We start from the raw sequence: 26,792 nt of genomic DNA on the forward strand, positions 1-26,792 counted from the left end.
CCTCAGACGATCAGGTCGTCGAACTCGCCGTCCTTGGCCCCCAGGACGAACGCCGTGATCTCCGCCTGGGTGTAGACCAGCGCGGGACCTTCGGGAAAACGTGAGTTACGCATGGCTATCTCCCCCGTGGGCAGGTTCGCGACTTCGACGCAGTTGCCGTTGGGGTTGCTCCGCTTGCTCTTGCGCCAGACGACAGGAAGGCGGCCGGCGGGCGTTCCGTTCCGGAACTCATGCATGGGGGCAGCTCCTTGCGATCTTACGGATGCACGTGCATCCGCGTTTGCGAGGAGACAATACGGTAACGCGTCGGTCTCCATATAGCGGACGACCAAAAAACCCGATATGGGGTGGGTCACAGGGATATCAGCAGCTCATCGGGAAAGGAGGCGTTCCAGAAAACGCCTGGTCTCCTTGGGTTCCTCGGCCTGGATGCTGAGCCGGTCCATGACTTCCATGTAGTGGTCGGAGTCAGCGGGTTTGTCCAGGTAGAGGGCGCTGGTGAGCTGCTCCATGTAGACGACGTCGGGCAGCTCGGGCTCGGGGAAGCGCAGGATGCTGAACGGGCCCCCGGCCGCCGCGTGGCCGCCGCGGTCGAACGGCATGATCTGCACGGTGATGTTGCGCTCGGCCGTGAGGTCGAGGAGATGGGCGAGCTGCGCGCGCATGATCTCGGAGCTGCCGATCGTACGGCGCACGACGGCCTCGTCGATCACCGCCCAGACCGTCAGCCCGCTCTCCAGCCGCCCCTGCCGCGTGGTGCGCACCGTCACGCGCCGGTCGAGCTCGGCCCTCGGGGCCTTCTCGTGGGCCAGTTCGATCACGGCCCTGGCGTAGTCGGGGGTCTGGAGGAGGCCGGGCACGAACTGGTTCTCGTACGTACGGATGCTGGAGGCCGCGCCTTCGAGCCCGATGTAGACCTCGAACCAGGGCGGCAGCACGTCGCCGTACTTGTGCCACCAGCCTGGGGCGTTGGCCTGCTCGGCCAGGGCGAGCAGCGGCTCGCGCTCGGCGGGGTCGGTGACGCCGTACAGGGTCAGCAGGTCGGCCACGTCCCGCTGCTTGAAGCTGACCTGGCCGAGCTCCAGCCGGCTGATCTTGGCGTGAGATGCGCGAATCGAGTACCCGGCGTCCTCGCGCGAGATACCCTTCTCCGTGCGGAGCCTGCGCAGCTGAGTGCCGAGCAGGATCCGCAGCACCGTCGGGCTTCCCGGCGAATGGTTGAGAAGCTTCCCTTCCGCGCTCTCTGCGCTCACCCTGCCGCTCCTAGATCATCTGCACGTGCAGATGCGATCCGCATCCGTAAACGACGAAAAGTCTTGCATCGGTAAGCACTCCCCGTAAAGATGGGCATTGGATCACCAGACCGCGCTTCGGGGGCCAGAATGACGACTTTCGACGCTCGGCCGCAAGCCGCCATCGGTTCTCGGCCACCAGGATGGCTTTCTTCCATTCTGGTCGAGGGGCATGCCTGGGAGTGCGACGCGGTGTTCCCCTTCCACCAGCGGGTCGCGCTCGAGCCGGCCTGCGTGGCGACGGCACGGCGGTTCGTCGATCAGACGCTGACCACGTGGGGGGTGCTGGGGCTGGCCTTCGACGCTCAGCTGGTGGTCTCGGAGCTGGTGACCAACGCGATGCGGCACGGCGGCGGGGCGGCGCAGCTCCGGCTGCTGTCGCACGGGCCGGAGCTGGCGTGTGTGGTGACCGACCACAGCCGGACCGTGCCGGTGGCGACGGCCCCCGACGTGTTCTCCGAGTTCGGGCGGGGGCTGCGGCTGATCGACGCCCTCTGCACCGCCTGGGGCTGGCTGTCGCCCGGCGGCGCCCGCAAGCTCGTCTGGGCCGTACTCGCCGCCTGACCTCCGGCACGCGTACGGCCTCATCGCCACGCTCGGCCTCATCGCCACGCTCGGCCTCATCGCCGCGCCCGGTCTCATCGCCGCGCCCGGTCGAGCAGTTCGAGCACGTCGGCGTCGGTGAGCTGCTCGAAGTGCTCGTACCACTGGCCGACTGCCCTGAAGTCGATCGGCGTCCGCAGGACCACAACCTCGTCGGCCTCCTGCCGCAGCGACCCGACGGTCTCCCGGGCCCCGACCGGCACGGCCAGCGTCACCTTGGCGGGCTTGGCCGTGCGGACCGCCCTGAGCGCGGCCCGCGCGGTGCCGCCGGTGGCCAGGCCGTCGTCCACCACGATCACCTCGCGCCCCTCCAGCGAGGGCAGCGGGCGGTCGCCGCGGTAGGCGAGCACCCTGCGCGCCAGCTCGCGCCGCTCCTTCTCGACCACGTCCGCCACTGACTCGGGCGTCATGCCGAGTCGGCGCAGCAGCGTGTGGTCGAAGACAGGCTCGCCGCCCTCGGCTATCGCGCCCACCCCCAGCTCCGGGGTGGGCGGATAGCCGATCTTCCGCGTCACGAGGACGTCGAGGGGGGCGCCGAGCCTGCGCGCGATCGGCAGGGCCACCGCCACGCCGCCGCGGGGCAGGGCGAGCACGACGGGGTCGCGCACGTCCTCCAAGCGTTCGGCCAGCAGCTCCCCGGCCTGGGCACGGTCTGCGAAGAGCTCCATGACCAGTGCCCTACCCGCTCAAACGCGCTCCTCGCCTCACCTGCGGCGGCCGGGCCGTCAGGGCCGGCTGCGGCCCGAGCGGCGCATCTCCTTGGTGATGAGCTTCCACTTGTTCTGCTGCTCCTTGCGCAGGCGGGCATCGGTCCTGGAGGCCATCCAGGCCGCCTCCCGCTGCAGCTTGCGCCAGCTCTCCAGCCGCCGCTCCGGCAGCTCGCCGGCCTCCAGGGCGGCCAGCACCGCGCAGCCCGGCTCGCCGGAGTGCCCGCAGTCGCCGAAGCGGCAGCGTCCGGCCAGCGCCTCGATGTCGGAGAAGACCAGGTCGACGCCGTCGGCGATGTCGTAGAGGCCGATCCGCCTGATCCCGGGCGTGTCGATGACCAGCCCGCCCCCGGACAGCGGGATGAGCTCCCGGTGCACGGTGGTGTGCCGGCCCCGCCCGTCGGCGGCGCGCACCTGCTGGGTCTCCATGACGTGCTCCCCGGCCAGCGCGTTGACCAGGGTGGACTTGCCGGCTCCCGACGGGCCGAGGATCACGGCCGTACGGGAGCCCTCCAGGTAGCCGGCGACCAGCGACACACCGTCGCCGTACAGGGACGAGACCGCGTGCACGTCCACGCCGGGCGCGGCCACCCGGACGTCGGCGAGCAACTGGTCGAGACCGTCCTCGAACAGGTCGGACTTGGTGATGAGCACCACGGGCGTGCCGCCGGACTCCCAGGCCAGCGCGACGAGGCGCTCGATACGGCTGAGGTCGGCGAAGTCCGTGGAGTGCATGGACGGCTCGGCCACGAAGACGACGTCGACGTTCGCGGCGAGCACCTGGCCCTGGCCGTCGCCGGACAGGCCGCCCACCGAGTCGCGGCTCACGCCGCCCCTGATGAACGCGGTCGTGCGCGGCAGGACCTCGTCGAGCTCGTAGCGGCCCTCCGGGAGCAGCCTGAGCGCGACCCAGTCGCCCACGCACGGCAGCGCGACCGGGTCGGCGGCCGACGCCCTGCGGACGCGGGCGCCGTACTTGACGTGAAGCTGACCCTCCGCCGCGATCACCTCGGCGGCGCCGCGGTCGACGCGGGCCACGCGGGCGGGGACGGTGTCAGCGGGCAGCTCGGCGGCGCGGAAGTCGGTCCAGCCGAGCAGGGAAAGATCGTAAGACAACGCAGTGAAACCTTTGATCGAGAAGGGAAACCGGGCAGCTCAGTGAAGCCCGGGGAGGTGGACGAAAGGCATACGGAACAGGACGACCCGCATAGTCCTCACCTCCTCGATCAGTTGCCGCCGACTCTACGCACCACTCCCCACGGATGCAATCGGATTAAGTATGGCGATCTGTTGAACCCTGCCTGGGCGGCTGGCCGTACCACCTGCCGACGGACCCGAGAAAGGGGAATGATGCACACCAGCACTTATCCCCCGCCCTCGGCCGAGGGAGCCGCCCCCATGGGGAAGCCGCGTTTTCGACACTGGATCCGCCGCGTGCGGCCGGATGACGGGGTGCCAAATGACGAGGCGGCAGTGTCCGCGCTCTACCGGGAGTATCACAGGCCCCTGCTGGCCTTCGTGATCAGGTTGACTGCGGGCGATCGGCAGTGGGCGGAAGACGTGGTGCAGGAGACCATGATCCGGGCTTGGCGCAGTGCGGACCAGCTCGATCCCGAGTCGGTCTCGTTGATGCCCTGGCTGGCCACGGTCGCCAGACGTATCGTGATCGATGACCGGCGGCGCCGGGACGCCCGCCCTCATGAGTCGGGTGACGGGCCGCTGGAGACGATGCCCGTGCCCGACGAGATGGAGGGTCTGCTGCACCAGGTGGTCGTGTCAGAGGCGCTGAAGGCGTTGTCGCCGGCACACCGCGAGATCCTCAACGAGACGATCTTGCGTGACCGGTCGGTCAACGACGCCGCCGAGGCGCTCGGCATCCCGGTCGGCACTGTGAAGTCCCGGGTCTATTACGCCGTTCGCGCGTTGCGGATCGCACTTGAGGAGAGGGGGGTGACGGCGTGACTTCGAGAGTCGAGCACACGGACGTGGGCGCGTACGCGCTCGGTCTGCTGGAGGAGGACGACAGGCACGCCTTCGAGGCCCATCTCCTGGGCTGCGCTCCCTGTCGTGCCGAGCTGTCCGATCTGTCCGGCATGGCCAGCGTGCTGAGCGGGATCGGCCCGGTGGAGGACTACGGGGCGCCGTCCCCCGAACCGGTGATCGATCTGCTCCAGCGCAAGAGGAGGACCGACAGGAAGACGCGCAGGGGAACGTTCGTGATCGGGATGGCGGCGGCGGTCACGCTGGTGGCCGGCGGGCTGACGGTCGGCACGCAGCTCTCCGCCGACGACGTCCCCCAGATCGCCCAGGGGCACGGCAGCCACATGGGCCCGGCCGAGCAGTTCTACGCCGACGGCACGCCCATCGAGGGGAAGGGCGTCGACGGGGTCACCGGCGGGCTGGTGGTCGAGTCGAAGGCCTGGGGCACGCACGCCGCGCTCAAGCTGGCCGGGGTGAAGGGGCCGCTCGAGTGCGAGCTGGTCTCGGTCGGCAAGTCGGGCGAGCGCCGGGTGATGACCGGGTGGTCCGTACCTCCAGCCGGGTACGGAGTGCCGGGTTCGCCCGATCCGCTCTACATGCACGGCGGCAGTGCGACGCCGATGAAGGACATCGACCATTTCGAGGTGGTCACCTCGACAGGTAAGAAACTGCTCACCATCAACGCCTGACCCGCCAGGCGCTCAAAGCCCTCCCGCCGCTGGTGGGAGGGCTTTTTCATGCCTTTGGGCTTGTGTGCAAAATTACGGATTCGCGGGTTGAACCTCCCCCGGTCCCGGGCGCGTACTGCCTGCCGTACCAACCGGAATATCAAACCGTTTAAGAGGTTTAGCCATGTTCATCCGAAAGTTCGTGATTCCTGGCACGCTGCTCGCCGCCGCCCTGCTCGCCTCCCCCGCCTCGCCGGCGAACGCCTCCGGTGACGACGTCTATCTCGCCGCCGGCCTGCGTGGCGGCAACGAGGTGGGCGTCAAGGGCGACGCCGACGGCCGTTCGACGGTCGTGATCAGGATCAGCGGGAACGAGGTCACGTTCGCGGCCCGCTGGAACAAGATCGGCACGCCCACCGCCGGCCACGTCCACCTGGGGGCGAAGGGCGCCAACGGGGACGTCAGACTCGAGTTCTTCACCAAGCCGCTGCCCGCCGGGGTGCTCGGCGTCACCGGCACCGTCAGGGCCGACAACGAGCTGGTCAAGGCGCTCATCGACAATCCCGGCGGCTTCTACGCCAACCTGCACGACGCCAAGCACCCCAAGGGCGCGGTCCGCGGCCAGTTCCACCGGCTGAACAAGCCGATCGACCTCAACGGCGTGCTGCAGGGCAGCAACCAGGCCACGCTCTCCGCGCGTGCCGACGGGGCGCAGGAGGTGCCGGAGAACGACGGCAAGAAGCGCGGCGACCAGGACGGCCAGGCCGTCTGGTGGCTGCGTCCCGGCGGCTCGTCCATCGCGTACACGGCCTACTGGTCGGGTCTCGGCGTGGTCACCAACGGCCACCTGCACAAGGGTTCCGCAGGCGGGAACGGTCCAGTGGTCGCGGACCTGTTCGCGGGCGCCCTCCCGGAGAACGTGACCGGCGTCGCGGGCGAGACCCCGGTCGCCGCCGGCGTCGTCAAGCGCATCGCCGCCCACCCCGACCGCTACTACGCGAACCTGCACACCTCCGACTTCGACGGCGGCGCCGTGCGCGGCCAGCTGTCCGACCGGCCCTTCACCCACCCGCGCGCGCTCACCGCCGAGGTGCTGCGCGGCGCGCAGATCTACTCCTGCACGGCGCAGCCGAACGGCGGGTACGCCTTCACCCAGCTGGGCGTCTCGGCCAAGCTGCGGCGCGGGATCGACCACTCGTTCGTGACGCCCGCCGCGGGACCGCCGCAGTGGATCGCTCCCGACGGCAGCGCGGTGCGCGGCGCGGTCGTCACCAAGACGCCCAACGGCGACGGCAACATCCCCGAGCTGGTGCTGGACGCCACCCAGGCGGGCAAGGACAGCGGGCTGCTCGCGCACGCCACGCAGATCCTGCGCCTGAACACCACCGGCGGCGTCGCGCCGTCCGGCGCCTGCACGCCGGGCGCCGAGGCCCGGGTCCCGTACGGGGCCGACTACCTGTTCCTGGGCTGAGGCTTCTGGGGGGCGATTCGGTCCCGTCCCCTGGAACGCCTTCCCCGGTCGATCCGGCCCACGTCCCCCGGGCCGCCGGTCGGCCGACCGCGAGCGGGGCACTCCGGCCCGCCCCGCCCGCACCGAACGCCCCGCCGCACTCCGGGAGCCCGTGCGGCGGGGCGTTCGCCGTCTGCGCGCAGTCACCCTCCGCCGTCCCCACACCCGCCGCCCACGCCGGGCTCCCCATTACGCCATCTCCACGCCGCGACATGGGGCGTCCGCCGATCAACACGGACCGGCGCCGCATCGCGGGGCGGGGCGCATCGCGGGGCCGGGCGCATCGCGGGGCCGGGCTCATCGCGGGACGGGGCCCATCGCGGGACGGGGGCGCATCGCGGGGCGGGGTGAGGGAGTGCGCGGGCCGAGGAGCGGGATTGGGACAGCCGGACCCCGGCTGTCCCTTTGGCGCGCCACGTCGGCGGAGCATGGCGCGGGCGGGCCGGTGGCGGCGTCCGGAGGCGGTGCACCGAGTCGCCGGCGACCGCCACAGGCCGTGTGCCGGGCAGGCGGTGACCTCCGCAGGCGGCGCGCCGGACCGGCGATGCCTCGGCCGCGCGCTGGGTCGGCGGCACGCCGGAGGCTGTGTGCCGGGTCGGCGGCGGCACGCCGGAGGTCGTGTGCCGGGTCCGGGCCTTCGCCCTGGAGACCGACGGCGGGCCGCCGTGGCGGGTGAGGTCACCCGCCACGGCGTGAAGCGGTTACAGGCCCGGGGCCGGGAACTGAGCCGTGAGCTCGCTGACCTCGTGGTGTACGCGGGCGATGACGTCCTCCGCGTCCCCCTTGGCCAGGGCCGTGACGACCTCGTCCATCCACGCGCCGATCTGGCGCATCTCGGCCTCGCCCATGCCCCGGGAGGTGACGGACGGGGTGCCGATGCGGATGCCCGACGGGTCGAACGGCTTGCGGGGGTCGAACGGGACCGTGTTGTAGTTGGTCTCCAGCCCCGCCCGGTCGAGCGCCTGGGCGGCGGGCTTGCCGCCGATGCCCTTGGGCGTGAGGTCGAGCAGGATCAGGTGGTTGTCGGTGCCGCCGGAGACCAGGTCGAACCCGCGGGAGGCGAGCTCGTCGGCCAGGGTCTTGGCGTTGGCGACGACCTGGTGGGCGTAGTCGCGGAACGACGGCTGGGCGGCCTCGTGGAGCGCGACGGCGATGGCGGCGGTGGTGTGGTTGTGGGGGCCGCCCTGCAGGCCGGGGAAGACGGCCTTGTTGAGCGCGGTGGCGTGCTCGTCGGCCGTGGCCATCAGCATGGCGCCGCGCGGCCCGCGCAGCGTCTTGTGCGTGGTCGTGGAGATCACGTCGGCGTGGCCCACCGGGGACGGGTGCGCGCCGCCCGCCACCAGGCCCGCGATGTGGGCGATGTCGGCGGCCAGCACGGCCCCGACCTCGCGGGCGATCGAGGCGAAGCCCTCGAAGTCGATGGTGCGCGGGATCGCGGTGCCGCCGCAGAAGATCAGCTTCGGCCGGTGCTCGAGGGCGAGCTGCCGCACCTCGTCGAGGTCGATGCGGCCGGTGTCCTTGCGCACGCCGTAGCGGACCGGGTTGAACCACTTGCCGGTCGCGGAGACGGACCAGCCGTGGGTGAGGTGGCCGCCGAACGGCAGGCCCATGCCCATGACGGTGTCGCCCGGCTGCAGGAACGCCATGTAGATGGCGAGGTTGGCGGGCGAGCCGGAGTAGGGCTGGACGTTGGCGTGGTTGACGCCGAACAGCGACTTGGCCCGCTCGATGGCCACGGTCTCGACCTGGTCGATGACCTGCTGGCCCTCGTAGTAGCGCTTGCCCGCGTAGCCCTCGGAGTATTTGTTGGTGAGGACGGTGCCGGTGGCCTCGAGCACGGCCTTGGACACGTAGTTTTCGGACGCGATGAGCTTGACGGTGTCGGCCTGGCGCCGCTCTTCCGCCTTGATGAGCTCGGCGATCTGCGGGTCGACGCTCGCGAGAGAACTCATGATTCTCCTGTCATCGTTGACAATTGCGAAGACCCAGGCGCACGGCCTCCGCTCCTTTCGCTCCCCGGTGGTCGATCCCACCAAATGCGCCAGTCGCGTCTCCTCCTAGACGATAGCGGATGTCACAGGGCCTTCTTCCTCGTGATCGGCGCTTTCACGAGGAGGCGACGGCCACGTTCCTGATGACGCCGAGCACCGTCAGGTCGACGTCCTGCGGCACGCCCTCGAAGATCGCGTACATCCGTAACTACGCGCCCGCGGGGAACGGCGCCATCGGCAGGTCCGTGCACGCGCAGGTCTTGTCCCAGGCGGGTAGATCGGCCGGCCGACGCCGGGCGGGATGAGGTTCACCCGCGAGACGGTGGTGTCGAGGGCGCCGCCGCCGAGTTTGCCGGCCAGGGGCGCGTTCTCGGTGCCGACGTTCTTGACCGTCCACTGCAGGCGCACCGTGCCGCCCTGGCGGGTCAGGGAGTCGATCTGGACGCTCAGCGTGCCGCCCGCGGCCTGGACGGTGCCGCGGGCGGCCGGGGTCCCGGCCTCGTTGCCCGGCGAATCCCACGGACGCAGCACGGCGAGCATGAGGGCCGCGCCGAGCACGGCGGCGAGCACGCCCCCGGCGACGGGCACCCATGGCTTCCTCCTGGAGGGCGCCGGGGACGGGGGCACCACGAGCGGCGTCACGAGCGGGGTCCAGGTGTCGGAGACCATCCCGGTGGCCGTGTCCACCGGCACCTCGGCGCGGCCGAGCATCCGGTCCATGGGCTGCTGGGCGGTGGGGCGGACGCGGGCGTGCCCATGCTCTGCGCGACCGTGGGCAGCGCCCCGGCGGTGTCGGCGAGCTGGGCGATGCCGAAGTCGATGACGCGGGGGCCGACCGGGCTGAGCAGCACGTTCGACGGTTTGAGATCGCGGTGGACGACCCCGGCCTGGTGGATGGCGGCCGGCGCGGTGGCCACGCCGACGGCCGGCGCCTCCAGATTGGCGCCGGTCAGCGGGGCCTGCCTGACCACGGCGGCCAGATCGGGGCCCTCGACGTATTCGGTGACCAGGTGCGGTGCCGCCGTCCGGCCAGGTAGACGAAGCCCATGCCGCCTTCGCCCAGCTTGCGCACGAGGGTGTGAGGCCCGCCTCTCCGCTGCGCCTCCATATCGGCAGGCTCTATTTGGTACGGCTGACGCCCGGCCAGAGCCGGTCCACCTCGGCGTTCAGGATGGCCCCGATGAGCACGGCCAGGGCGGTGATGTAGAGCCAGAGGAGCACGGCGATGGGCGCGGCCAGCGACCCGTAGACGGAGACGGGCGAGAACCAGGCGGCCAGCACGGCCCGCAGCACGGCCGCGCACACGATCCACAGGAACAGCGCCAGGATCGCGCCGGGCAGCTCCCGGTACCACTTGGTCCGTACCGGCACGCTGACGTGGTAGAGCACGGTCAGGAACAGGACCGAGCCGATGATCACGACCGGCCAGTAGAGGATGTCGATGAGGACGCCGTACTGGGCGGGCAGGGCGTCCCTGAGCAGGGTCGGCCCGATGACGAGGATCGGCATGACGATGATGCCGATGATCAGGCCGACGACGTAGAGGCCGAACGACATCAGCCTGGTGCGGATGATGCCGCGCTCCTCGCCGAGCCCGTAGGCCACGGAGATGAGGTCGACGTACACGTAAAGAGCCCTGGAGCCGGACCAGAGCGACAGCAGGAAGCCGACCGAGATGATCGACACCTTGCTCGCGTCGTCGCTGAGCACGTCGGTGAGCAGCGGGTTGATCACCTTGCTCACGGCCTCGTCGGTGAACAGCACCCCCGCCTGCTCGATCACCCACGCCTTGACCTGAGCGACCACGCTGGAGCCCAGCCACGTGCCGAGCTTGGCCAGCACACCGATCAGGCCCAGCACGAACGGCGGCAGCGACAGCAGCGCGAAGAACGCCGCCTCGCCCGCCAGGCCGGTGACCCGGTAGGTGACACCGGCGTTGGTGGCCGCGCGGACGATCGCCCACGATTTCGTGTCGAGCACCCAGCTCAGCCTGGCCCTGGCGTTGGAGACGAGCCCTCTCTTCGGCCGGGGAGGCGCATCGGTGGACGTCATGGCACCCAACGGTATTCGCAGTGACTCTTCGGGACAGCTTACGTCCCGGGGACTGCCCTAGTCGTTGTCAACGATGCGTGCGCCCAGCGGAAGCAGGGAAACGGGGATGAGTTTGAGGTTCGCGACGCCCATCGGGATGCCGATGATCGACAGGAACAGCGGGATCGACGTCACGACGTGGCCGATGGCCAGCCAGACGCCGGCGACCACGCACCAGATGACGTTGCCGATCAAGGAGAACGCGCCCGCGCCGGGGTCGCGCACCACGGTCCTGCCGAACGGCCACAGCGCGTACGCCGCGATCCGGAACGACGCGATGCCGAACGGGATCGTGACGATCAGGATGCAGCAGATGATCCCGGCCAGCGCGTAGCCGGCGGCCAGCCAGAGTCCCGCGAAGATCAGCCAGATGACGTTCAGAATCGTGCGCATATTCGAAGGATGTCACCGGCCGGGCCGCCCACGTCATCCGGCAAGACCCTGACTTCACCCTGACCGGGGCGCCCGCCCCTTGCCAGGGGGCCCGGCGAATGCCTGCGCGATCTCCATCCAGGCCCGCGCGGGCTCGCCGGTCAGCTCCAGCGCGGTGTCGGACAGGTGGACGCGCTGGGTGACGGCCAGGCAGAAGTCGAGGACGGTGCCGCGGACGAGGCCGTCGGCGCCCTCGGGCCCCGCCGTCCAGGTGGTGCCGTCCGGCATGGCCAGCTCGGCGCGTACGGTCTCCTCGGGCACCGGCAGGCCGCGCACGGCGAAGCTGTAGGGCCGGGCGCGGAAACCCATCGTGGCCACGTGGCGCAGCCGGGCCGTCGGCTCCCTGGCGACGCCGAGCGCGTCGGCCACGTCCTGGCCGTGCGCCCACGTCTCCATCAGCCGCGCGGTCACGAAGGAGGCGGCCGACATGGCGGGCCCGAACCACGGCACCCGATCGCGCGCGTCCAGCGTCGCGAACACCGCCAGGCTGCGGGAGCGGGCCGCGCGGAACCACGCGCGCAGCTCGGCCGGCGGCATCCCGCGCGACTCGAGGGCGAGGTCGTCCACGGACGTGAAACCCGCCAGCGAGTCCTGGAAGCCGCCGGGGTCGGTGGCCGCGCGCACGGCGGCGTCGTCGAACCAGGCCAGATGGCTCACCTGGTCGCGGACCGCCCATCCCTCGGCGGGCGTCGGCCGCTCCCAGTCCACGTCCCTCAGAGGATCGAGCAGAGCTTCGAGGGACGCGGTCTCGGCGCGCAGGTCGTCGAGCAACTCGGCCATGAGATCCACGCCCGCCAGCCTAACCCGAACAACGTTCTAGGAGAATAATCGCAATGTGATCTGCGAGAGCTGCAAGGACAAACGACACGAGGACTGTCGTGGCGGCTCCTGGTGCGACTGCCAGCACCAGGTCCAGGACAAGCCCCACGAGCCCGACCTCAGCTGGAAGAGCCAGGGCTGAGCGAGCTGGACAGTCCCACACTCTGGACCCTGTCTTGGACAAACGGGACGGCCAGAGTATCTTCTAGGTATGCCAGCGGACCCCATGCTCGTCGGTCGACGCCACGTCGACCTCCAGCGTGTCCGCAGTGCCATCTGTTGCGACGCCCGCCTGTAACCCAGCCTTTTCTACCGCTGAGCGCGTCGCACACCTCCTCTCCACCCCTGCCCTCGACGACGAGGCAGGAGGAACCCTGCGCGCGCCCATGAACCGAAGGACGCGCAATGAGCACCCCTGCCAGCCGCACTCCTGCCAGCCGCACTCCTGCCAGCCGGCACCACAAGCGCCCGCGCGGCGAAGGCCAGTGGGCTCTCGGTTACCGTGAGCCGCTCAACAAGAACGAAGAGAACAAGAAGAACGACGACGGCCTCAACGTCCGACAGCGCATCATCGACATCTACTCCAAGCGGGGCTTCGACTCGATCGACCCGGCCGACCTGCGTGGCCGCATGCGCTGGTACGGCCTCTACACCCAGCGCAAGCCCGGCATCGACGGCGGCAAGACCGCCATCCTGGAGCCGGAGGAGCTCGACGACCGCTACTTCATGCTGCGGGTGCGCATCGACGGCGGCCAGCTCGACCTCGCCCAGCTGCGCACGATCGCGGACATCTCCAACGAGTACGGCCGCGGCACCGCCGACCTGACCGACCGCCAGAACATCCAGCTCCACTGGATCGAGATCGAGTCGGTGCCGGACATCTGGCAGCGTCTGGAGGCCGTGGGCCTGTCCACCACCGAGGCGTGCGGCGACACCCCGCGCGTGATCCTGGGCTGTCCGCTGGCCGGGATCGACGCCGACGAGGTTCTCGACGCGACCGAGCAGATCAGCGAGGTGCAGGAGCGGGTCGTGGGCAACCCGGCGTACTCCAACCTGCCCCGCAAGTTCAAGTCGGCGCTGAGCGGCTGCCCCGCCCACTGCACGGTGCACGAGATCAACGACGTGGCGTTCGTCGGCGTGGTCAACGAGCAGGGTGAGATCGGCTACGACCTGTGGGTGGGCGGCGGCCTGTCGACCAACCCGATGCTGGGCAAGCGGATCGGCGTGTTCGTCCGGCCGGAGCAGGTGGCCGACGTCTTCGAGGGCGTGGTCGGGATCTTCCGCGACTACGGCTACCGGCGGCTGCGGCACCGCGCGCGCATCAAGTTCCTGGTCAACGACTGGGGGACGGAGAAGTTCCGGGAGATCCTGGAGACCGAATACCTCAAGGAGCAGCTGCCCGACGGGCCCGCCCCCGAGCAGCCGCGCGGCAGCCGCCGCGACCACGTGGGCGTCTTCCCGCAGAAGGACGGCAACTTCTACGTCGGCTTCGCGCCCAAGGTGGGCCGGCTCGACGGCGACAAGCTGCACCTGATCGCCGACATCGCCGAGCGGCACGGCTCCGGCCGGGTCCGCACGACCGTCGAGCAGAAGATGGTCATCCTCGACGTGGCGCCCGACCAGGTCGACTCGATCGTGGCCGAGCTGGAGGCCAACGACCTGCGGGTCAGGCCGTCCACGTTCCGCCGCCAGACGATGGCCTGCACCGGCATCGAGTACTGCAAGCTGGCCATCGTCGAGACCAAGGCCACGGCCGCCGACCTGATCGACGAGCTGGAGCGGCGGCTGCCCACGTTCGACGAGCCGCTGACGATCAACGTCAACGGCTGCCCCAACTCCTGCGCCCGCATCCAGGTCGCCGACATCGGCCTCAAGGGCCAGCTCGTGGTGGACGAGAACGGCGACCAGGTCGAGGGCTTCCAGATCCACCTGGGCGGCTCCCTCGGCGTCAACGCCGGCTTCGGGCGCAAGGTCCGCGGCCTCAAGACCACCGCCAAGGCGCTGCCCGACTACGTGGAGCGCGTCGTCAAGCACTACGACGCCCAGAAGAAGGAAGGCGAGTCGTTCGCCGACTGGGTGCAGCGGGCCGACGAGGCGGACCTCAAATGAGCGAGCGAGCGGTCCCGTTCCACTGCCCGTACTGCGGCGACGAGGACCTCGAGCCCTATGAGGGGGACGGCGGCTGGTACTGCCGCGCCTGCGCTCGCGCCTTCAAGCTTAAGTTTCTTGGGATCGGAGTGAAGATATGACGCTCGTGGACATCGAGGTCGGCCTGAAACAGCAGCGCGGCACCCTTGACCTGCAGGACATCGTCGAGTCCGCCGCGACGTTCCTCGAGGGCGCCCCCGCCCGCGAGATCATCCGGTGGGCGGCGGCGACGTTCGGCGACCGGCTGTGCCTGACCTCCTCGATGAGCGACGCCCTCCTGATCGACCTGGTGAGCAGGGTCAAGCCCGGCGTCGACGTGCTGTTCATCGACACCGGCTACCACTTCGCCGAGACGGTCGGCACGCGTGACGCGGTACGCCAGGTCTATGACGTCAACGTGATCGACATCAAGCCGTCGCGGACGGTCGAGGAGCAGGATCGCGACCTCGGCCCGCGCCTGTTCGGCCGCAACCCCGACCTGTGCTGCTTCCTGCGCAAGGTCGAGCCGCTCAACCGGGCACTGGAGCCGTACCTGGCGTGGATCTCCGGCATCCGCCGCGACGAGTCCCCCAGCCGCGCCGGCTCCAAGGTCGTCGAGTGGGACGCCAAGCGGCAGATGGTCAAGGTCAACCCGATCGCGGCCTGGACCCAGGAGGACGTCGACAACTACATCGCCGACAACGGGGTGCTGATCAACCCGTTGCACTACGACAACTACCCCTCGATCGGCTGCGCGCCGTGCACGCGGCAGGTCGCTGAGGGAGAGGATCCGCGCAGCGGACGCTGGGCGGGCCTGGGGAAGGTCGAATGCGGCATTCACCTGTGATCCCCAGCAGGGGACCCGTCCCGTTGGCAGGCGGGGCGGCCCCCGGCCGCGTGCCACTGGTGGCGGTGGCGCACGGGTCGCGAGATCCGCGTGCCGCCGCCACCGTGGCCGCGCTGCTCGACCGGGTACGCCTGGCGCGCCCTGAGGTGCCCGTACGGGTGGCCTACCTCGACCACTGCACTCCGGCACTGGGGCAGGCGCTGAGCGGCCTCCAGGAGGCCGTTGTGCTGCCGCTGCTGCTCACCGAGGCCTACCACAGCCGGGTGGACCTGCCGACGGCGCTGAACGAGGTCCGGGCGCGCGAGCCGCGCCTGCGCGTGCACTACGGCACCACGCTGGGGCCGCACCCGCTGCTGCTGACGGCGCTGGAGCGGCGCCTGGCCGAGGCGGGCGTGCGCGCCGGGGACCCGGAGACCGCGGTGGTGCTGGTGTCGGCGGGTTCGAGCGACGCCAGGGCCAACGCGGTGATCGCGAGGCAGGCGCGCGCGTGGCGGCGTTCGGGCTGGTGGACGGTGTCCCCCGCCTACGCGTCGGCCGCCGATCCGTCGCCCGCCGAGGCCGTGGCCGCGCTCAGGCGGGCGGGCGCGCCGAAGGTGGTCGTCGCGCCGTACCTGCTGGCGCCCGGCTACTTCGCCGACAAGGTACGGCAGACGAGCCTGGAGGCCGGGGCCGCGGTCGTGTCGGACGTGCTCGGCCCGGCGCCGGAGCTGGTGGACGTGCTCCTGGAGCGTTACGAGGCGGCCCAGCGGCAGCCGGTGTCCTCCCTGGTCGGCTGAGCCTGGGTCAGTAGCCCCACCGGTCGCGGCGGCCGTCCTCGCGCACCTGCCGGCCCAGCTCGCGGGCCTCCTGCCGCATCTGCCGGCCCAGCGCCCGCCAGTCCTCGCCGTGCAACCGCCGCCAGTGCTCCCGCCAGGCCGCGAACCCGCGCTGCACCGGCTGCGCCTGCGAGTCGCCGATCACCTTGACGTCCCCCATCACCGCGTACGCGCGCACGCGCACCACCGGGACGTTCATGCCGGGGGCCGCCTGGAGGACGTCCACGCGCTTGTCGCCCATGACGGCCATGCCGTCGAGGTCCACGTTGACGCCGTCGGGGACGATGATCTTGACGTCGCCCATCACGGAGACGGCCATGATGTCCACCATGTCCGTACGCACTTCGGCCTCGCGCAGGTCGAGCAGCACGTCGCCCATCACGGCGACCGCGCCGAGCTCCTGGTCGATCCGCCAGGTCCCGCGGCGCTTGGAGTCGCCCATGACGCCCACGAACCACCGCCGCTTCCTGCCCGAGGGCGTCGGGGCGGGCGCCGGAGCGGGCGTGGCCCCCGCCGGCAGGTCCTGGGTGAGCAGGGCCAGCTCGGCGTGCGTGGTCGCGGTATAGGCGGCCTCCGTACGGTCGGTCAGCTCGGCGAGCGTCAGCCTGCCCTCGACCGATGCGACACGGAGCTGCTCGACGACGGCCTCGCGCTCGGCGTCCGAGGCGCGGAGCCCACCGGGATCACTCATACTCGCAACATATCGCGTCTTGCCGGGAATGCGACTCCTCCCATAGAAGGAAAACATGTCATCCCTTGTAGGTGTTTGAACCCAGACGCCGCTTTGGCGCGTACCAAGCGATGACACGGGGCTCTGGCTTGGCCCGGGGCGCGGCCGGACCAGGCTAGGGTCCCTGTCATGCATGAGGAACAGCTCTACCGCGCGGCGTTGAACGGCGAGATCGAGACCGTGGGCAAGTTGCTCGCCGGCGGCGCCGACCCCAACAGCCCAGGTGAGGAGGGGCTGCCGCTGTGCGCGGCCGCCGCCTGGGACCGCGTGGAGGTGGCCGGCACGCTCCTGACGGCCGGCGCCGACGTGAACGGCCGGGAGGAGGGCGGCTGGACGGCGCTGCACTGGGCCGCCTCCAACGGCCACGCCGCCGCCGCCAAGGCGCTGATCGAGGCGGGCGCGGAGGTCGACGCGGCCAACGAGTCCGGCGACACCCCGCTCACGCTGGCCGCCAGGCGCGGCGCGCTGGGCGTGGTGCAGGTGCTGCTGGAGGCGGGCGCCGATGCCGAGAAGTACGACGGCGACGGCGACACGCCGCTCGAGATCGCCGCCTCCTGGGTGGGCGTGCACCTGGAGAGCGCGCTGCTCGACCAGATCGAGAAGGAGGGCTGGGAGTACGTCGTGGCCCGCCAGTACGCCAAGGACGGCACCGAGCTGGTCACGGTGGCCGGGCGCGCGGCCGACGGCTCGGAGAGCGAGCAGGTGCAGGCGCAGCGCGGCCACGCCGCCGTCGCGACCCTGCTGGAGGACGCGACGGGCACGTACACGCCGGTGGAGCAGCTCGTGGCGCGGGCCGTCGCGCACCGCGACATCGACGAGGACGCCGAGACCTGGTGGATCGTGGCCGACTCGCTGGGCAGGCGGGCGGACGACGAGACGTACGAGGCGCTGGTCCGGCTGTGCGGCAGCGAGGACGCCAGGGAGCGGGAGTTCGGGGTCGACGCGATCGCCCAGTTCGGGTTCGCGGAGGGGGAGAAGCCCTACCTCGACACGACGCTGTCGCTGCTGCAGAAGATGGTCACCACGGAGGGCAACCCGCAGGTGCTGCGGTCGGTCCTGGCCGCGCTCGGGCACCAGGGGGACTCCCGGGCTCTGCCGTACGTGCTGGACGTCATCGGGCGTCCCGGGCACAAGCGCACGATGACGGACGCGATCGCGCTGGCCGACGTGCTGCCGCCGGGCCACGAGGAGGGGCTGGCCCTGCTGATCGCGATGACGGAGGACGAGGACACGGAGGTCCGCGACTGGGCCACCGCCGGGCTCGCCGGGCTGTCCGAGGACACGCCCCGCATCCGTGAGGCCCTGGCCGCCCGCCTCGCCGACGCGGACCTCCGCACGGTGGCCGAGGCCACCCGCGGGCTGCTGACGCGGGGCGACGAGCGGGCTTCGCAGGGGGTGGAGCGGGTGCTGGCGGAGAGCGACGACGAGTACGAGCGGGACCTCGTCACCCAGCCCGTCACCGGCTGACCCGCACCCACCGCCGGGCCGAGGGGCGCTCAGTCGCCGTTGAGCACGCGCGTCACCCATTCCAGGGTGCCGGTGCGCAGCGCCTCCTCGGCCAGCCGTTTCCCGGTCGGGGTCGTCAGGGCGTCCAGGGAGCTGTCGATCCAGCCCTGGACGTTCTGGTGCCCCTGTTCCCGGTATTCGACCGCCTGGATGAGGCATTCCAGCTTGTCGGCGTCCCGGGCGCAGACGGCTTCGAGGCTGGCCTTCTCCTCGTACTCCCCCACCGCGTCGCTGACCATGTCCGCCACCTCCGCGGGCAGGCCGCGCATCTGGTCGGCGGTGACGTCCTCGTTGGAGGCCGCCTTGAGGTAGCGCTTGCCGATGTACGGGATGTCGGTGATGCGGGTCTCCTGGGTGTCGTGGAAGAGGCTCATGAACGCGGCCCGTTCCGGATTCGCGCCCTCAAGCCTCGCGATCACGCCGGCTATGACGGCCGCGCGGAACGAGTGCTCGGCGATGCTCTCCGGATCCCGTACGCCCGCCACCAGCCACCCGGTCCGCTTGTAGCGCTTGAGCAACCCGAACTCGTACAGAAGCCCCGCCAGTCCCGTCACGTCGTCCATCACGAGGACCCTCCTCTCCTCATACGGCAAATGCCGTGGCCGTTTCGCCGGCCACGGCATTTGTCATCGACCGTTTTCCGAAAACGGGAGCTGTTTCAGCTCACCGGTTAATTGTCGCCGCCGCCGAAGATATCGCGCCAGTCGTCACCGTTGGGCCACCAGCTGTCGTCCTGGCCCGTCTCGTCCTGGCCCGTCTCGTCGGGGCCCTCGTACTTGTCGTCGTCCTTGACGGGCGGCTTGACCGGCTCCTCCTTGACGGGAGGCGTCTGCACCGTCGGCTGCGTGTGCCGGACCGGATGGTGGTGGTCACGACGCGGAGTGCGGATGCGGATGATCTCGTCATCGTGGCGGCGGTGGTGGTGGTGACCGCCCCAGCCACCCCAGCCCCACGGGCCACACCAGGGGCGCCAGCATCCTCCCCATCCGCGACGACCGCAGTGCTTGCCACAGAGCGGCGGCTTCTCGTTCGAGGAAACCCCGACGCCGGCGGCGCTGCTGGGCACCGCGCTCGCCGCGGCCGCCAGCCCCGTGGGAAGGAGCAGGGAGCCGACGATGGCGCCGGCCAGAGTTAGTGTCGCGGCCCGCCCATGGCGTGGCGTCCGCGATTGCCGACTTTCAGTGTTCACGTGCATTCGTTTCCGTTCATGGGTAGATCGGCCCGAAATCCAGCGCCCACTATCTCCGCAGGCACTCAGACAGGGGCAGACGTACCCATGCGTGTATTCTCGCCTAACTCCGTAAACCCAAATAACCTGTCAAAACCCGGCGGGGTCATTAAACGATGTTTTGGCGGTTACTTAAAGGACCTCGAGGTATATCGCAGGGCATTTCCCGCCCAATTCCCCCAGAATGGACAGCACCGCAGGTCAGGGGCCGGAGAGCGCCGGGGCCGAGGTCAGGACGTCCCTGGCCAGCGGCAGATCGCCGGCCAGCTCGGCCGGGAACTCGGCGGGCTCTCCCCTGCCGCCCAGCAGGAAGCAGAACGCGACCACGTCCGCCGTGATGTGGGCGTCCGGCGTGCCGGGCCGGGTGTCCTCCACGCCCAGCGGCACCTGCCACTCGCCCCCGCCCGCGCCCGTCAGGGTGAGGTGGAGGGTGCGGCCGGAGCCGTCCATGCCCGACAGGAGCATCGTCCAGGGCAGCAGGCGCGCGCACAGGTCGGCGGTCGGGTGGATGTGCTCGGCGACGGGGTCGGGCAGGCGCAGCCGGGCGGTCCGGGCGGCGTCGGCCGTGTGGATCCAGGTCTCCAGGCACCGCGCCAGGAGGTGGTCGCGTACCGGGACCTCCATGCCGTCCAGGGTGGCCGGGGTCGTGGGCGGCAGGTCGGCCAGGTGGCGGCAGAGGGCGTCGGCCTGGGCCCGCCAGTCTCTTCTCGTCTGCTCGGGGCTGCGGGTGCGCTCGTACGCCTGCACGTCGCTCGTACGCCCCAGCGAGTCGGTCGCGCCCATGGGCGGCCCCAGCACGGGGGCGCCCACGGAGGCGGCCAGGAGGCCGTCCTTGGCGGCCAGGTGGGCGACGAGCTCCTGAAGGGTCCAGCCCTCGACGATCACGCGCGACCAGTCGTCGTCCACGGCCGAGGTCAGCAGCGCGTCCATCGCGGCCACCCGGCCCGCATACGGCTCCGCCCAGGCCGCGGTGGGTGCCGCGGGCCTGCGCCGGGCCCTGGCCCCGGCCAGGAGCTGGGGCCGCAACGAGCGGGCCGGCACCTCCGGGTCCTCCATCATCGCGTCCAGATAGAGGCGCTCGAGGGGATCCATTACACCTCTTCCTCCGCAAGCGCGTCCGCCAGGCGTCTCAGCGCCAGCCGGATGCGCGATTTGGCCGTGCCCTCGGGCACGCCCAGCTCCTCGCTCACCTGCCGATAGGTCCTGCCGCCGAAGTAGGCGAGCTCCACGGCCTCCCGGAGGCCGTCGGGCAGCGAGGTCACCGCCTGCCGCACCCGTTTGGCCTCGTCCGAGGCCAGGACCGTGTCCTCCAGTCTGTCAGGCTCGCGCTCGAACAGCCTGGGTCCCAGCGCCGACACCCGCCGCCGCTCCTCGGCCCTCACGTGGTCGACCGCGCGGCGGTGCGCGATCGTCGCGAGCCAGGCGCGTAAGGTGCCGCGCTCCGGGTCGTAGGACAGGGGCCGCTCCCAGAAGACCAGGAACACCTCCTGAGTGATGTCCTCGGCGATCACCCGGTCCCTGGTGACCCGCAGCGCGAGCCCGAAGATCAGCGAGGAGAGCCGATCGTAGACCTCGCCCAGCGCGGACTCGTCGCCGCCGACCACCCGCTGGTGCAGCAGGCGGTCGTCGTACGGTGCCTCCACTGGCACCACACTCCCGTGTAATCCGGACCAAGGCGGCGGGTGCGCCGCGACCCGAGCATGTCATTATTCGCCGGAAAAGTAGAGCCGGATGACCGAGAGGCCGGCTCTTTGCCGGCGCGCGATAAGGTCGGAGGACCAGTACGGAGGGAGCACGTCATGGCCACCACTCGCACCGCCACCACCCAGTGGAAGGGCAACCTGATCAACGGTTCGGGCACCGTATCGCTCGACACCTCGGGCGTGGGCACGTTCGAGGTCTCCTGGCCGTCCAGGTCCCAGGAGGCCGGCGGCAAGACGTCCCCGGAGGAGCTCATCGCGGCCGCCCACTCCTCCTGCTTCTCGATGGCGCTCTCGCACGGGCTGGCAGGCGCGGGCACCCCGCCGGAGTCGCTGGAGACCAGCGCCGACGTGACGTTCCAGCCGGGTGAGGGCATCACGGGCATCGTGCTCACGGTGAAGGGCCACGTTCCCGGCATCTCGGCCGAGCAGTTCGCGGAGGCCGCCGAGACGGCCAAGGCCAACTGCCCGGTCAGCAAGGCCCTGACGGGCACCCTGATCACGCTCAACGCCGAGCTGCTCTGACGGTCCCCGCGACCTGCCCGGCCCGAGGGCCGGGCACGTGGAGACCACGGTACGGAGGGTGATCGGCGCATTGAGAGACCAAGAGCGTGTTCGCGTGCGACAATTGGGCCACATGCGCGAGGTCTGGCCGGGCGAACCCTATCCACTCGGCGGCACCTGGGATGGCGTTGGCACCAGCTTTTCGGTGTTCTCCGAGGTCGCCGAGCGAGTCGAGCTGTGCCTTTTTCATGACGACGGCTCCGAGGAGCGCGTCGACCTGCCCGAGGTCGACGGGTTCGTCTGGCACGGCTACCTGCCGGGCATCCAGCCGGGCCAGCGCTACGGCTACCGCGTCCACGGCCCGCACGACCCGTCACAGGGCCACCGGAGCAACCCCGCCAAGCTGCTGCTCGACCCCTACGCCAAGGCCATCGACGGCGAGCTGACCTGGAACCAGGCGCTGTTCCCCTACTACTTCACCGACCCCTCCCGGCGCAACACCGAGGACAGCGCCCCCTACATGCCGAAGAACGTGGTCATCAACCCGTTCTTCGAGTGGGGCAACGACCGGCCGCCGCGCATCCCGTACCACCAGACCGTGATCTACGAGGCCCACGTGCGCGGGCTCACCATGCGCCACCCCGACGTGCCGCCTGACCTGCGCGGCACGTACGCGGGCGTGGGGCATCCGGCGATCATCGATCACCTGCTGTCGCTGGGGGTGACGGCGGTCGAGCTGATGCCGGTCCACCACTACATCCCCGAGCACTTCCTGGTCGCCCGCGGGCTGACCAACTACTGGGGCTACAACACCATGGCCTACCTGGCGCCCCACGGCGGCTACTCCAGCGCGGGGACGCGGGGGCAGCAGGTGCTGGAGTTCAAGGCGATGGTGCGGGCGCTGCACGAGGCGGGCATCGAGGTCATCCTCGACGTCGTCTACAACCACACGGCCGAGGGCGACCACATGGGGCCCACGCTCGGGTTCCGGGGGATCGACAACGCCGCCTACTACCGGCTGCACGACGGCGACCGGCGCTACTACCTCGACTACACCGGGTGCGGAAACTCCCTCAACGTACGCTCGCCGCACGCGCTGCAGCTGATCATGGACTCGCTGCGTTACTGGGTCCTCGACATGCACGTGGACGGGTTCCGGTTCGACCTGGCGTCGGCGCTGGCCAGGGAGCTGCACGACGTCGACCGGCTGAGCGCGTTCTTCGACCTGATCCAGCAGGATCCGGTGATCTCGCAGGTCAAGCTGATCGCCGAACCGTGGGACGTGGGGCCCGGCGGCTACCAGGTCGGGAATTTCCCGCCGTTGTGGACGGAGTGGAACGGCAAATATCGCGACATCGTGCGAGATTTCTGGAGAGGCACGCACTCCGCGCTCCCCGAGTTCGCCTCCCGCCTGACCGGCTCCGCCGACCTGTACGAGTCCTCCGGCCGCCGCCCGGTCGCCTCGATCAACTTCGTGACCTGCCACGACGGTTTCACCCTCTCCGACCTGGTCTCGTACGACCACAAGCACAACGAGGCCAACGGCGAGGACAACCGCGACGGCACCAACGACAACCGCTCCTGGAACTGCGGCGCCGAGGGCCCCGTGGAGGATCCCGGCATCGTCCAGCTCCGCCACCGCCAGCGCCGCAACTTCCTGGCCACCCTGTTCCTGTCGCAGGGCGTACCCATGCTCTCCCACGGCGACGAACTCGGCCGCACCCAGCGCGGCAACAACAACGCCTACTGCCAGGACAACGAGCTGGCCTGGGTCGACTGGTCGATGCTGCACACGGAGCCGGAGCTGCTGGAGTTCGTCAGGGCGCTGTCCAAGCTGCGCCGTGAGCACCCGGTTTTCCAGCGCCGCCGCTTCTTCCACGGCCGCCATCCCGACGACGGCAAGCGCGACCTGGTCTGGCTCACCCCGGGCGGCACGGAGATGACGGCGGGCGACTGGCACATCGGCTACGCCAAGTCGCTCATGGTCTACCTCAACGGCGAGGCCATCACCGAGCCGGGGCCGAGGGGCGAGCGGATCGTGGACGACTCGTTCCTGCTGCTCATCAACGCCCACCACGAGAACATGCCGTTCACGCTGCCGGGCGAGGAGTGCGGCACCGGTTGGGTGCCCGTGCTCGACACCAGCCACGAGACGATGGAGGACGCGTTCGTGGACGAGGGCTGGCAGGCCGGCGACCTCGTCGCCGTCACGGCCCGCTCCCTCCAGGTCCTCCGCCAGCCGCGCTCGCGGTGAGCAGCACCAGCGCGAACGTCGCCACCCCCGCCAGGCCGTGCAGCGTCACCGCCAGCACCGGGAATCCACGCCCGCCCATCGTGTGCCGCCCGGCCCCGAGCCAGCGCGTGGACATCGCGAACCCCAGCAGCGCCGACACCGCCAGCCCTCCGAACGCGGCCCACGCCAGCGCCCTGCTCCCCGTGACCAGCCCGGCCACCCAGCACGCCAGCGCCGACACGGCCAGCGTCGGGTGGGAGAACACCAGCGCGGCGGGGAATCGGGTGACCTTGGCCCGGCGCAGCCCGTCCCCCGAGAGCCAGAAGTAGAGCAGGTACACCCCGGCTAGCGCGGCGATCGCCCACGCGACAGCGGTGACCAGACCCACAGGGCCTCCCTCCCCCATCCCCTGCGGCCACCGTAAGCATGTGAACGCCCGTGCGTCCTTGGATACACAAAAGTGCTATACGCCCCGTATCCCGAAATGTCGGCTCGCACGGTGATCGGGATCTGCTAGCTTTACCCTCCCGGCCGGAGGTTGCTTCCGGCCGGAACGTGTTTGTATGACCACTTCTCTGGCAACCGTGCGGCCCGTGAGCGCCGCGGACCACCCCACCATCGAACGGCTCTGGCTCATGTTCCGCCACGACATGGCGGACTTCCAGGGCGGGCTGCCCGCCCCCGACGCCACCTATCACAGCGACCGGCTGCGCGCGGCGCTCGAGGACGACGACTGGGCGGCCTACCTGTTCACCAGCGGCGACCGGCCCGTCGGGTTCTCGCTCGTGCGCGCGCTGTCCGGCCCGGCGCGCGTGCTGAACAGCTTCTTCGTGGTACGCGGCGCGCGCCGGTCCGGGATCGGGAGGGCAGTCGTGCGGGAGGTGATCTCCCGGCACCCCGGCCCCTGGAAGATCGCCTTCCAGGACTCGAACACGGCCGCCGTCGCGTTCTGGCGGCGCGTCGCCACCGAGATCGCCGGTGACGCGTGGACGGAGGAACGCCCGCCCATGTCCGACCGGCCCGACGTCCCCCCGGACGTGTGGATCTCCTTCACCACCGCCTGACCAGCCCGAGGCCCAACTGTCGGTGGGGTGTGCCAAGGTAGAGGAGTGCGGCGCATCTATCCCGACATACAGGACAACCCGGACATCGTGCAGGCGTATGCCTACCCCGAGGGGCAGCCGTGGCTGCGGCTCAACATGGTGGCCAGCGCCGACGGCGCCGCGTGGCTGAAGGGGCGCTCGGGCGGGCTGTCGAGCTCTGGTGACAAGCGGATCTTCCAGACTCTGCGCGGCCTGTCCGACGTCGTCCTCGCGGGCGCCGCGACCGTGCGCAAGGAGGGGTACGGCCCCGTCCCCCCGCGAGACTCGTGGGGGGAGATCCGCATGGGCAGGCCGGAGGTGCCGCCCATCGCGGTCATCACCCGCAGCCTCGACCTCGACCTCGACCACGAGCTGTTCACCGAGGCCCCCAGCCGGACGATCGTGATCACCTGCGAGGCCGCCCCGCACGAGCGGCGCAAGGCGGCGGCCAGGCACTCCGACGTCATCGTGGCCGGGGGCGAGAGCGTCGACATGGCGCTGGCCGTCACGGAGCTGCACGCGCGCGGGCTGACCAGGATCCTGTGCGAGGGCGGCCCCAGGGTCAACGCCCAGCTCTCGGCGCAGGACCTGGTCGACGAGATGTGCCTGTCGATCAGCCCGCTGCTGGTGGGGGGCGGCGCGGCGCGCATACTCAACGGCGAGGCCGCGCAGGTCTCGCTGCGCCTCAGCCAGGTGCTGGAAGAGGAGGGGGTCCTCTTCTGCAAATACAACAGGGAGCAGAGCCATGACCCAGCCGACTGAGCCGACCGAGCTCGCGGAGCCCGCCGAAGAGCAGCCGGTGCCCAATCTGCCGGTGCGCCCGCCGGTGCCGCCCATGCTGGCCAAGCCGGTCAAGGCCATGCCCAAGCAGAACGGCTCGCTGTTCTACGAGCCGAAGTGGGACGGTTTCCGGTGCATCGTGTTCCGCGACGGCGACGAGGTCTATCTGGGCAGCCGCAACGAGCGGCCGTTCACGCGCTACTTCCCCGAGCTGGTCGAGGCGGTCAGGGCGGAGCTGCCCGACAGGTGCGTGGTGGACGGCGAGATCGTGTTGCCGAGGGGGACGCAGCTCGACTTCGACGCGCTGCAGCAGCGCATCCATCCGGCGGCCTCGCGGGTGAAGCTGCTGTCGGAGCAGACGCCGGCCCAGTTCGTCGCGTTCGACCTGCTGGCTCTGGGCGACGAGTCGCTGATGGAGGCGCCCTTCTCGGAGCGCCGGGCGCGACTTGAGGGGATTTTTTCGGAAAAGGGCGCGTCCATCCGGCTGACCCCGGTCACGACCAGCGACGAGCAGGCGGCCGAGTGGTTCGAGACGTTCGAGGGCGCGGGGCTCGACGGCATCATCGTCAAGCCGGGCGACCAGCCCTACGTGCCCGACAAGCGCACGATGTTCAAGGTCAAGCACGAGCGCACGGCCGACGTGGTGATCTGCGGCTACCGCGAGCACAAGTCGGGACCGATCGTGGGGTCGCTGCTGCTCGGCCTCTACGGCGACGACGGGCGGCTGCACCACGTGGGCGTGGCGGCCTCGTTCCCGATGGCGCGCAGGGCTGAGCTGGTCGAGGAGATCAAGCCGTACCTCGCGGAGCTGAGCGAGCACCCCTGGGGCCACTGGGCCGAGCAGGCGGCGGCCAACATCGGCCAGCCCGCCGCCGGGCCCGCGACGGGCGGGCAGCGGGTGCCGGGCGCGGTGTCGCGGTGGAACGCCAAGAAGGACCTGTCGTTCATCCCGCTCAGGCCGGAGCTGGTGATCGAGGTGGCCTACGACCAGATGGAAGGCGACAGGTTCCGGCACACGGCGCAGTGGCGGCGCTGGCGGCCCGACCGCACGCCGGAGTCATGCACGTACGAGCAGCTCGAACGTCCCGTGAGTTACAACCTGGACGACATCCTTGCCCGGTAGCCGTAAACCCCGTTATATCTCGAC

Annotated in this window: 30 protein-coding genes; 14 read left to right on the forward strand and 16 right to left on the reverse strand. The window is 70.5% G+C overall.

Annotated features, from left to right (window positions below):
* Positions 1 to 2: 2 nt before the first annotated feature.
* Positions 3 to 236 (reverse strand): DUF397 domain-containing protein, encoded by a 234-nt coding sequence (locus ACIBI9_RS08310; RefSeq protein ID WP_127935054.1) that lies wholly within the window; start codon positions 234 to 236, stop codon positions 3 to 5.
* Positions 237 to 371: 135 nt separating this feature from the next.
* On the reverse strand, positions 372 to 1,253 hold the full coding sequence (locus ACIBI9_RS08315; RefSeq protein WP_397221266.1) for a helix-turn-helix domain-containing protein: 882 nt from the start codon (positions 1,251 to 1,253) through the stop codon (positions 372 to 374).
* Positions 1,254 to 1,484: 231 nt separating this feature from the next.
* On the opposite strand from ACIBI9_RS08315, the gene ACIBI9_RS08320 reads away from it, so the two are divergent.
* Entirely contained in the window at positions 1,485 to 1,856 is a 372-nt protein-coding gene (locus ACIBI9_RS08320; protein ID WP_394490148.1) for an ATP-binding protein, read from the forward strand.
* Positions 1,857 to 1,930: 74 nt separating this feature from the next.
* On the opposite strand, the gene ACIBI9_RS08325 is transcribed toward ACIBI9_RS08320, so the two are convergent.
* Together ACIBI9_RS08325 and rsgA are read right to left on the reverse strand one after the other, a co-directional pair.
* Entirely contained in the window at positions 1,931 to 2,563 is a 633-nt protein-coding gene (locus ACIBI9_RS08325; RefSeq protein WP_397221267.1) for a phosphoribosyltransferase, read from the reverse strand.
* Positions 2,564 to 2,620: 57 nt separating this feature from the next.
* On the reverse strand, positions 2,621 to 3,718 hold the full coding sequence (gene rsgA / locus ACIBI9_RS08330; protein ID WP_397221268.1) for a ribosome small subunit-dependent GTPase A: 1,098 nt from the start codon (positions 3,716 to 3,718) through the stop codon (positions 2,621 to 2,623).
* 357 nt (positions 3,719 to 4,075) lie between these two features.
* Between rsgA and ACIBI9_RS08335 the strand changes: the two genes are divergently transcribed.
* From ACIBI9_RS08335 to ACIBI9_RS08345, 3 genes are all read left to right on the forward strand, one after another.
* Positions 4,076 to 4,564, forward strand: coding sequence for a sigma-70 family RNA polymerase sigma factor (locus tag ACIBI9_RS08335; RefSeq protein ID WP_397221823.1), 489 nt, complete (start codon positions 4,076 to 4,078; stop codon positions 4,562 to 4,564).
* Positions 4,561 to 5,271 (forward strand): anti-sigma factor family protein, encoded by a 711-nt coding sequence (locus ACIBI9_RS08340; RefSeq protein WP_397221269.1) that lies wholly within the window; start codon positions 4,561 to 4,563, stop codon positions 5,269 to 5,271. Before ACIBI9_RS08335 ends, ACIBI9_RS08340 begins: the two co-directional genes overlap by 4 nt.
* Before the next feature lie 163 nt (positions 5,272 to 5,434).
* On the forward strand, positions 5,435 to 6,721 hold the full coding sequence (locus tag ACIBI9_RS08345; protein WP_397221270.1) for a CHRD domain-containing protein: 1,287 nt from the start codon (positions 5,435 to 5,437) through the stop codon (positions 6,719 to 6,721).
* Positions 6,722 to 7,461: 740 nt separating this feature from the next.
* Here the strand turns inward: ACIBI9_RS08345 and glyA are convergent.
* The 6 genes from glyA to ACIBI9_RS08375 all read right to left on the reverse strand — a co-directional run bounded on the left by glyA (position 7,462) and on the right by ACIBI9_RS08375 (position 12,054).
* Positions 7,462 to 8,712: a serine hydroxymethyltransferase gene (gene glyA / locus ACIBI9_RS08350; protein WP_397221271.1), complete on the reverse strand. Its 1,251-nt coding sequence runs from the start codon at positions 8,710 to 8,712 to the stop codon at positions 7,462 to 7,464.
* A gap of 198 nt (positions 8,713 to 8,910) precedes the next feature.
* Positions 8,911 to 9,339 carry a hypothetical protein gene (locus ACIBI9_RS08355; protein WP_397221272.1) on the reverse strand — a complete coding sequence of 143 codons (429 nt, stop codon included), beginning with the start codon at positions 9,337 to 9,339 and terminating at the stop codon, positions 8,911 to 8,913.
* 50 nt (positions 9,340 to 9,389) lie between these two features.
* Positions 9,390 to 9,761 (reverse strand): protein kinase, encoded by a 372-nt coding sequence (locus ACIBI9_RS08360; protein WP_397221824.1) that lies wholly within the window; start codon positions 9,759 to 9,761, stop codon positions 9,390 to 9,392.
* A 109-nt stretch (positions 9,762 to 9,870) separates the two neighbouring features.
* The gene (locus ACIBI9_RS08365) at positions 9,871 to 10,803 is read right to left on the reverse strand and encodes a YihY/virulence factor BrkB family protein (RefSeq protein WP_397221273.1); all 933 of its coding nucleotides are present in this window, start codon (positions 10,801 to 10,803) and stop codon (positions 9,871 to 9,873) included.
* Between the two features lie 57 nt (positions 10,804 to 10,860).
* Positions 10,861 to 11,235, reverse strand: coding sequence for a YccF domain-containing protein (locus tag ACIBI9_RS08370; protein ID WP_397221274.1), 375 nt, complete (start codon positions 11,233 to 11,235; stop codon positions 10,861 to 10,863).
* A 54-nt stretch (positions 11,236 to 11,289) separates the two neighbouring features.
* Positions 11,290 to 12,054: a TIGR03084 family metal-binding protein gene (locus ACIBI9_RS08375; protein WP_397221825.1), complete on the reverse strand. Its 765-nt coding sequence runs from the start codon at positions 12,052 to 12,054 to the stop codon at positions 11,290 to 11,292.
* 250 nt (positions 12,055 to 12,304) lie between these two features.
* On the opposite strand from ACIBI9_RS08375, the gene ACIBI9_RS08380 reads away from it, so the two are divergent.
* The 4 genes from ACIBI9_RS08380 (at position 12,305) to ACIBI9_RS08395 (ending at position 15,843) form a co-directional block, all read left to right on the forward strand.
* Positions 12,305 to 12,391, forward strand: coding sequence for a putative leader peptide (locus ACIBI9_RS08380; RefSeq protein WP_350723228.1), 87 nt, complete (start codon positions 12,305 to 12,307; stop codon positions 12,389 to 12,391).
* A gap of 107 nt (positions 12,392 to 12,498) precedes the next feature.
* Positions 12,499 to 14,202 carry a nitrite/sulfite reductase gene (locus ACIBI9_RS08385; RefSeq protein WP_397221275.1) on the forward strand — a complete coding sequence of 568 codons (1,704 nt, stop codon included), beginning with the start codon at positions 12,499 to 12,501 and terminating at the stop codon, positions 14,200 to 14,202.
* A 136-nt stretch (positions 14,203 to 14,338) separates the two neighbouring features.
* Positions 14,339 to 15,067: a phosphoadenylyl-sulfate reductase gene (locus ACIBI9_RS08390; RefSeq protein WP_397221276.1), complete on the forward strand. Its 729-nt coding sequence runs from the start codon at positions 14,339 to 14,341 to the stop codon at positions 15,065 to 15,067.
* Positions 15,049 to 15,843: a sirohydrochlorin chelatase gene (locus ACIBI9_RS08395; RefSeq protein ID WP_397221277.1), complete on the forward strand. Its 795-nt coding sequence runs from the start codon at positions 15,049 to 15,051 to the stop codon at positions 15,841 to 15,843. The genes ACIBI9_RS08390 and ACIBI9_RS08395 overlap by 19 nt, the downstream gene beginning before the upstream one ends.
* A 7-nt stretch (positions 15,844 to 15,850) precedes the next feature.
* Here the strand turns inward: ACIBI9_RS08395 and ACIBI9_RS08400 are convergent, their stop codons facing one another.
* Complete coding sequence (locus ACIBI9_RS08400) at positions 15,851 to 16,573, reverse strand: DUF1707 domain-containing protein (RefSeq protein WP_397221278.1); 723 nt, start codon at positions 16,571 to 16,573, stop codon at positions 15,851 to 15,853.
* 168 nt (positions 16,574 to 16,741) lie between these two features.
* On the opposite strand from ACIBI9_RS08400, the gene ACIBI9_RS08405 reads away from it, so the two are divergent.
* The gene (locus ACIBI9_RS08405; RefSeq protein ID WP_397221279.1) at positions 16,742 to 18,079 is read left to right on the forward strand and encodes an ankyrin repeat domain-containing protein; all 1,338 of its coding nucleotides are present in this window, start codon (positions 16,742 to 16,744) and stop codon (positions 18,077 to 18,079) included.
* 29 nt (positions 18,080 to 18,108) lie between these two features.
* Here ACIBI9_RS08405 and ACIBI9_RS08410 read toward each other — a convergent pair whose 3' ends face one another.
* From ACIBI9_RS08410 to ACIBI9_RS08425, 4 genes are all read right to left on the reverse strand, one after another.
* A complete protein-coding gene (locus ACIBI9_RS08410) occupies positions 18,109 to 18,681 on the reverse strand; it encodes an HD family hydrolase (protein WP_397221826.1) in 573 nt (190 codons plus the stop codon).
* A 107-nt stretch (positions 18,682 to 18,788) separates the two neighbouring features.
* Positions 18,789 to 18,953, reverse strand: coding sequence for a hypothetical protein (locus ACIBI9_RS08415; RefSeq protein ID WP_397221280.1), 165 nt, complete (start codon positions 18,951 to 18,953; stop codon positions 18,789 to 18,791).
* Positions 18,954 to 19,547: 594 nt separating this feature from the next.
* On the reverse strand, positions 19,548 to 20,438 hold the full coding sequence (locus tag ACIBI9_RS08420) for a maleylpyruvate isomerase family mycothiol-dependent enzyme (RefSeq protein ID WP_397221281.1): 891 nt from the start codon (positions 20,436 to 20,438) through the stop codon (positions 19,548 to 19,550).
* Positions 20,438 to 20,995, reverse strand: a complete 558-nt coding sequence (locus ACIBI9_RS08425; protein ID WP_350722683.1) for a sigma-70 family RNA polymerase sigma factor — start codon at positions 20,993 to 20,995, stop codon at positions 20,438 to 20,440. The genes ACIBI9_RS08420 and ACIBI9_RS08425 overlap by 1 nt, the downstream gene beginning before the upstream one ends.
* A gap of 150 nt (positions 20,996 to 21,145) precedes the next feature.
* Between ACIBI9_RS08425 and ACIBI9_RS08430 the strand changes: the two genes are divergently transcribed.
* A complete protein-coding gene (locus ACIBI9_RS08430; protein WP_397221282.1) occupies positions 21,146 to 21,571 on the forward strand; it encodes an OsmC family protein in 426 nt (141 codons plus the stop codon).
* 112 nt (positions 21,572 to 21,683) lie between these two features.
* A complete protein-coding gene (gene glgX, locus ACIBI9_RS08435; RefSeq protein WP_397221284.1) occupies positions 21,684 to 23,804 on the forward strand; it encodes a glycogen debranching protein GlgX in 2,121 nt (706 codons plus the stop codon).
* Here the strand turns inward: glgX and ACIBI9_RS08440 are convergent.
* Positions 23,758 to 24,171 carry a hypothetical protein gene (locus ACIBI9_RS08440; RefSeq protein WP_397221285.1) on the reverse strand — a complete coding sequence of 138 codons (414 nt, stop codon included), beginning with the start codon at positions 24,169 to 24,171 and terminating at the stop codon, positions 23,758 to 23,760. The two genes, glgX and ACIBI9_RS08440, sit on opposite strands and share 47 nt — an antisense overlap.
* Positions 24,172 to 24,346: 175 nt before the next feature.
* Between ACIBI9_RS08440 and ACIBI9_RS08445 the strand changes: the two genes are divergently transcribed.
* The 3 genes from ACIBI9_RS08445 to ACIBI9_RS08455 are packed head-to-tail and all read left to right on the forward strand — an operon-like array spanning position 24,347 to position 26,768.
* Positions 24,347 to 24,847 carry a GNAT family N-acetyltransferase gene (locus tag ACIBI9_RS08445; protein ID WP_397221286.1) on the forward strand — a complete coding sequence of 167 codons (501 nt, stop codon included), beginning with the start codon at positions 24,347 to 24,349 and terminating at the stop codon, positions 24,845 to 24,847.
* A gap of 45 nt (positions 24,848 to 24,892) precedes the next feature.
* The gene (locus tag ACIBI9_RS08450; protein WP_397221287.1) at positions 24,893 to 25,627 is read left to right on the forward strand and encodes a pyrimidine reductase family protein; all 735 of its coding nucleotides are present in this window, start codon (positions 24,893 to 24,895) and stop codon (positions 25,625 to 25,627) included.
* Positions 25,611 to 26,768: an ATP-dependent DNA ligase gene (locus ACIBI9_RS08455; protein WP_397221289.1), complete on the forward strand. Its 1,158-nt coding sequence runs from the start codon at positions 25,611 to 25,613 to the stop codon at positions 26,766 to 26,768. Before ACIBI9_RS08450 ends, ACIBI9_RS08455 begins: the two co-directional genes overlap by 17 nt.
* Positions 26,769 to 26,792 lie beyond the last annotated feature (24 nt).

The sequence above is a fragment of the Nonomuraea sp. NPDC050451 genome (assembly GCF_044458585.1).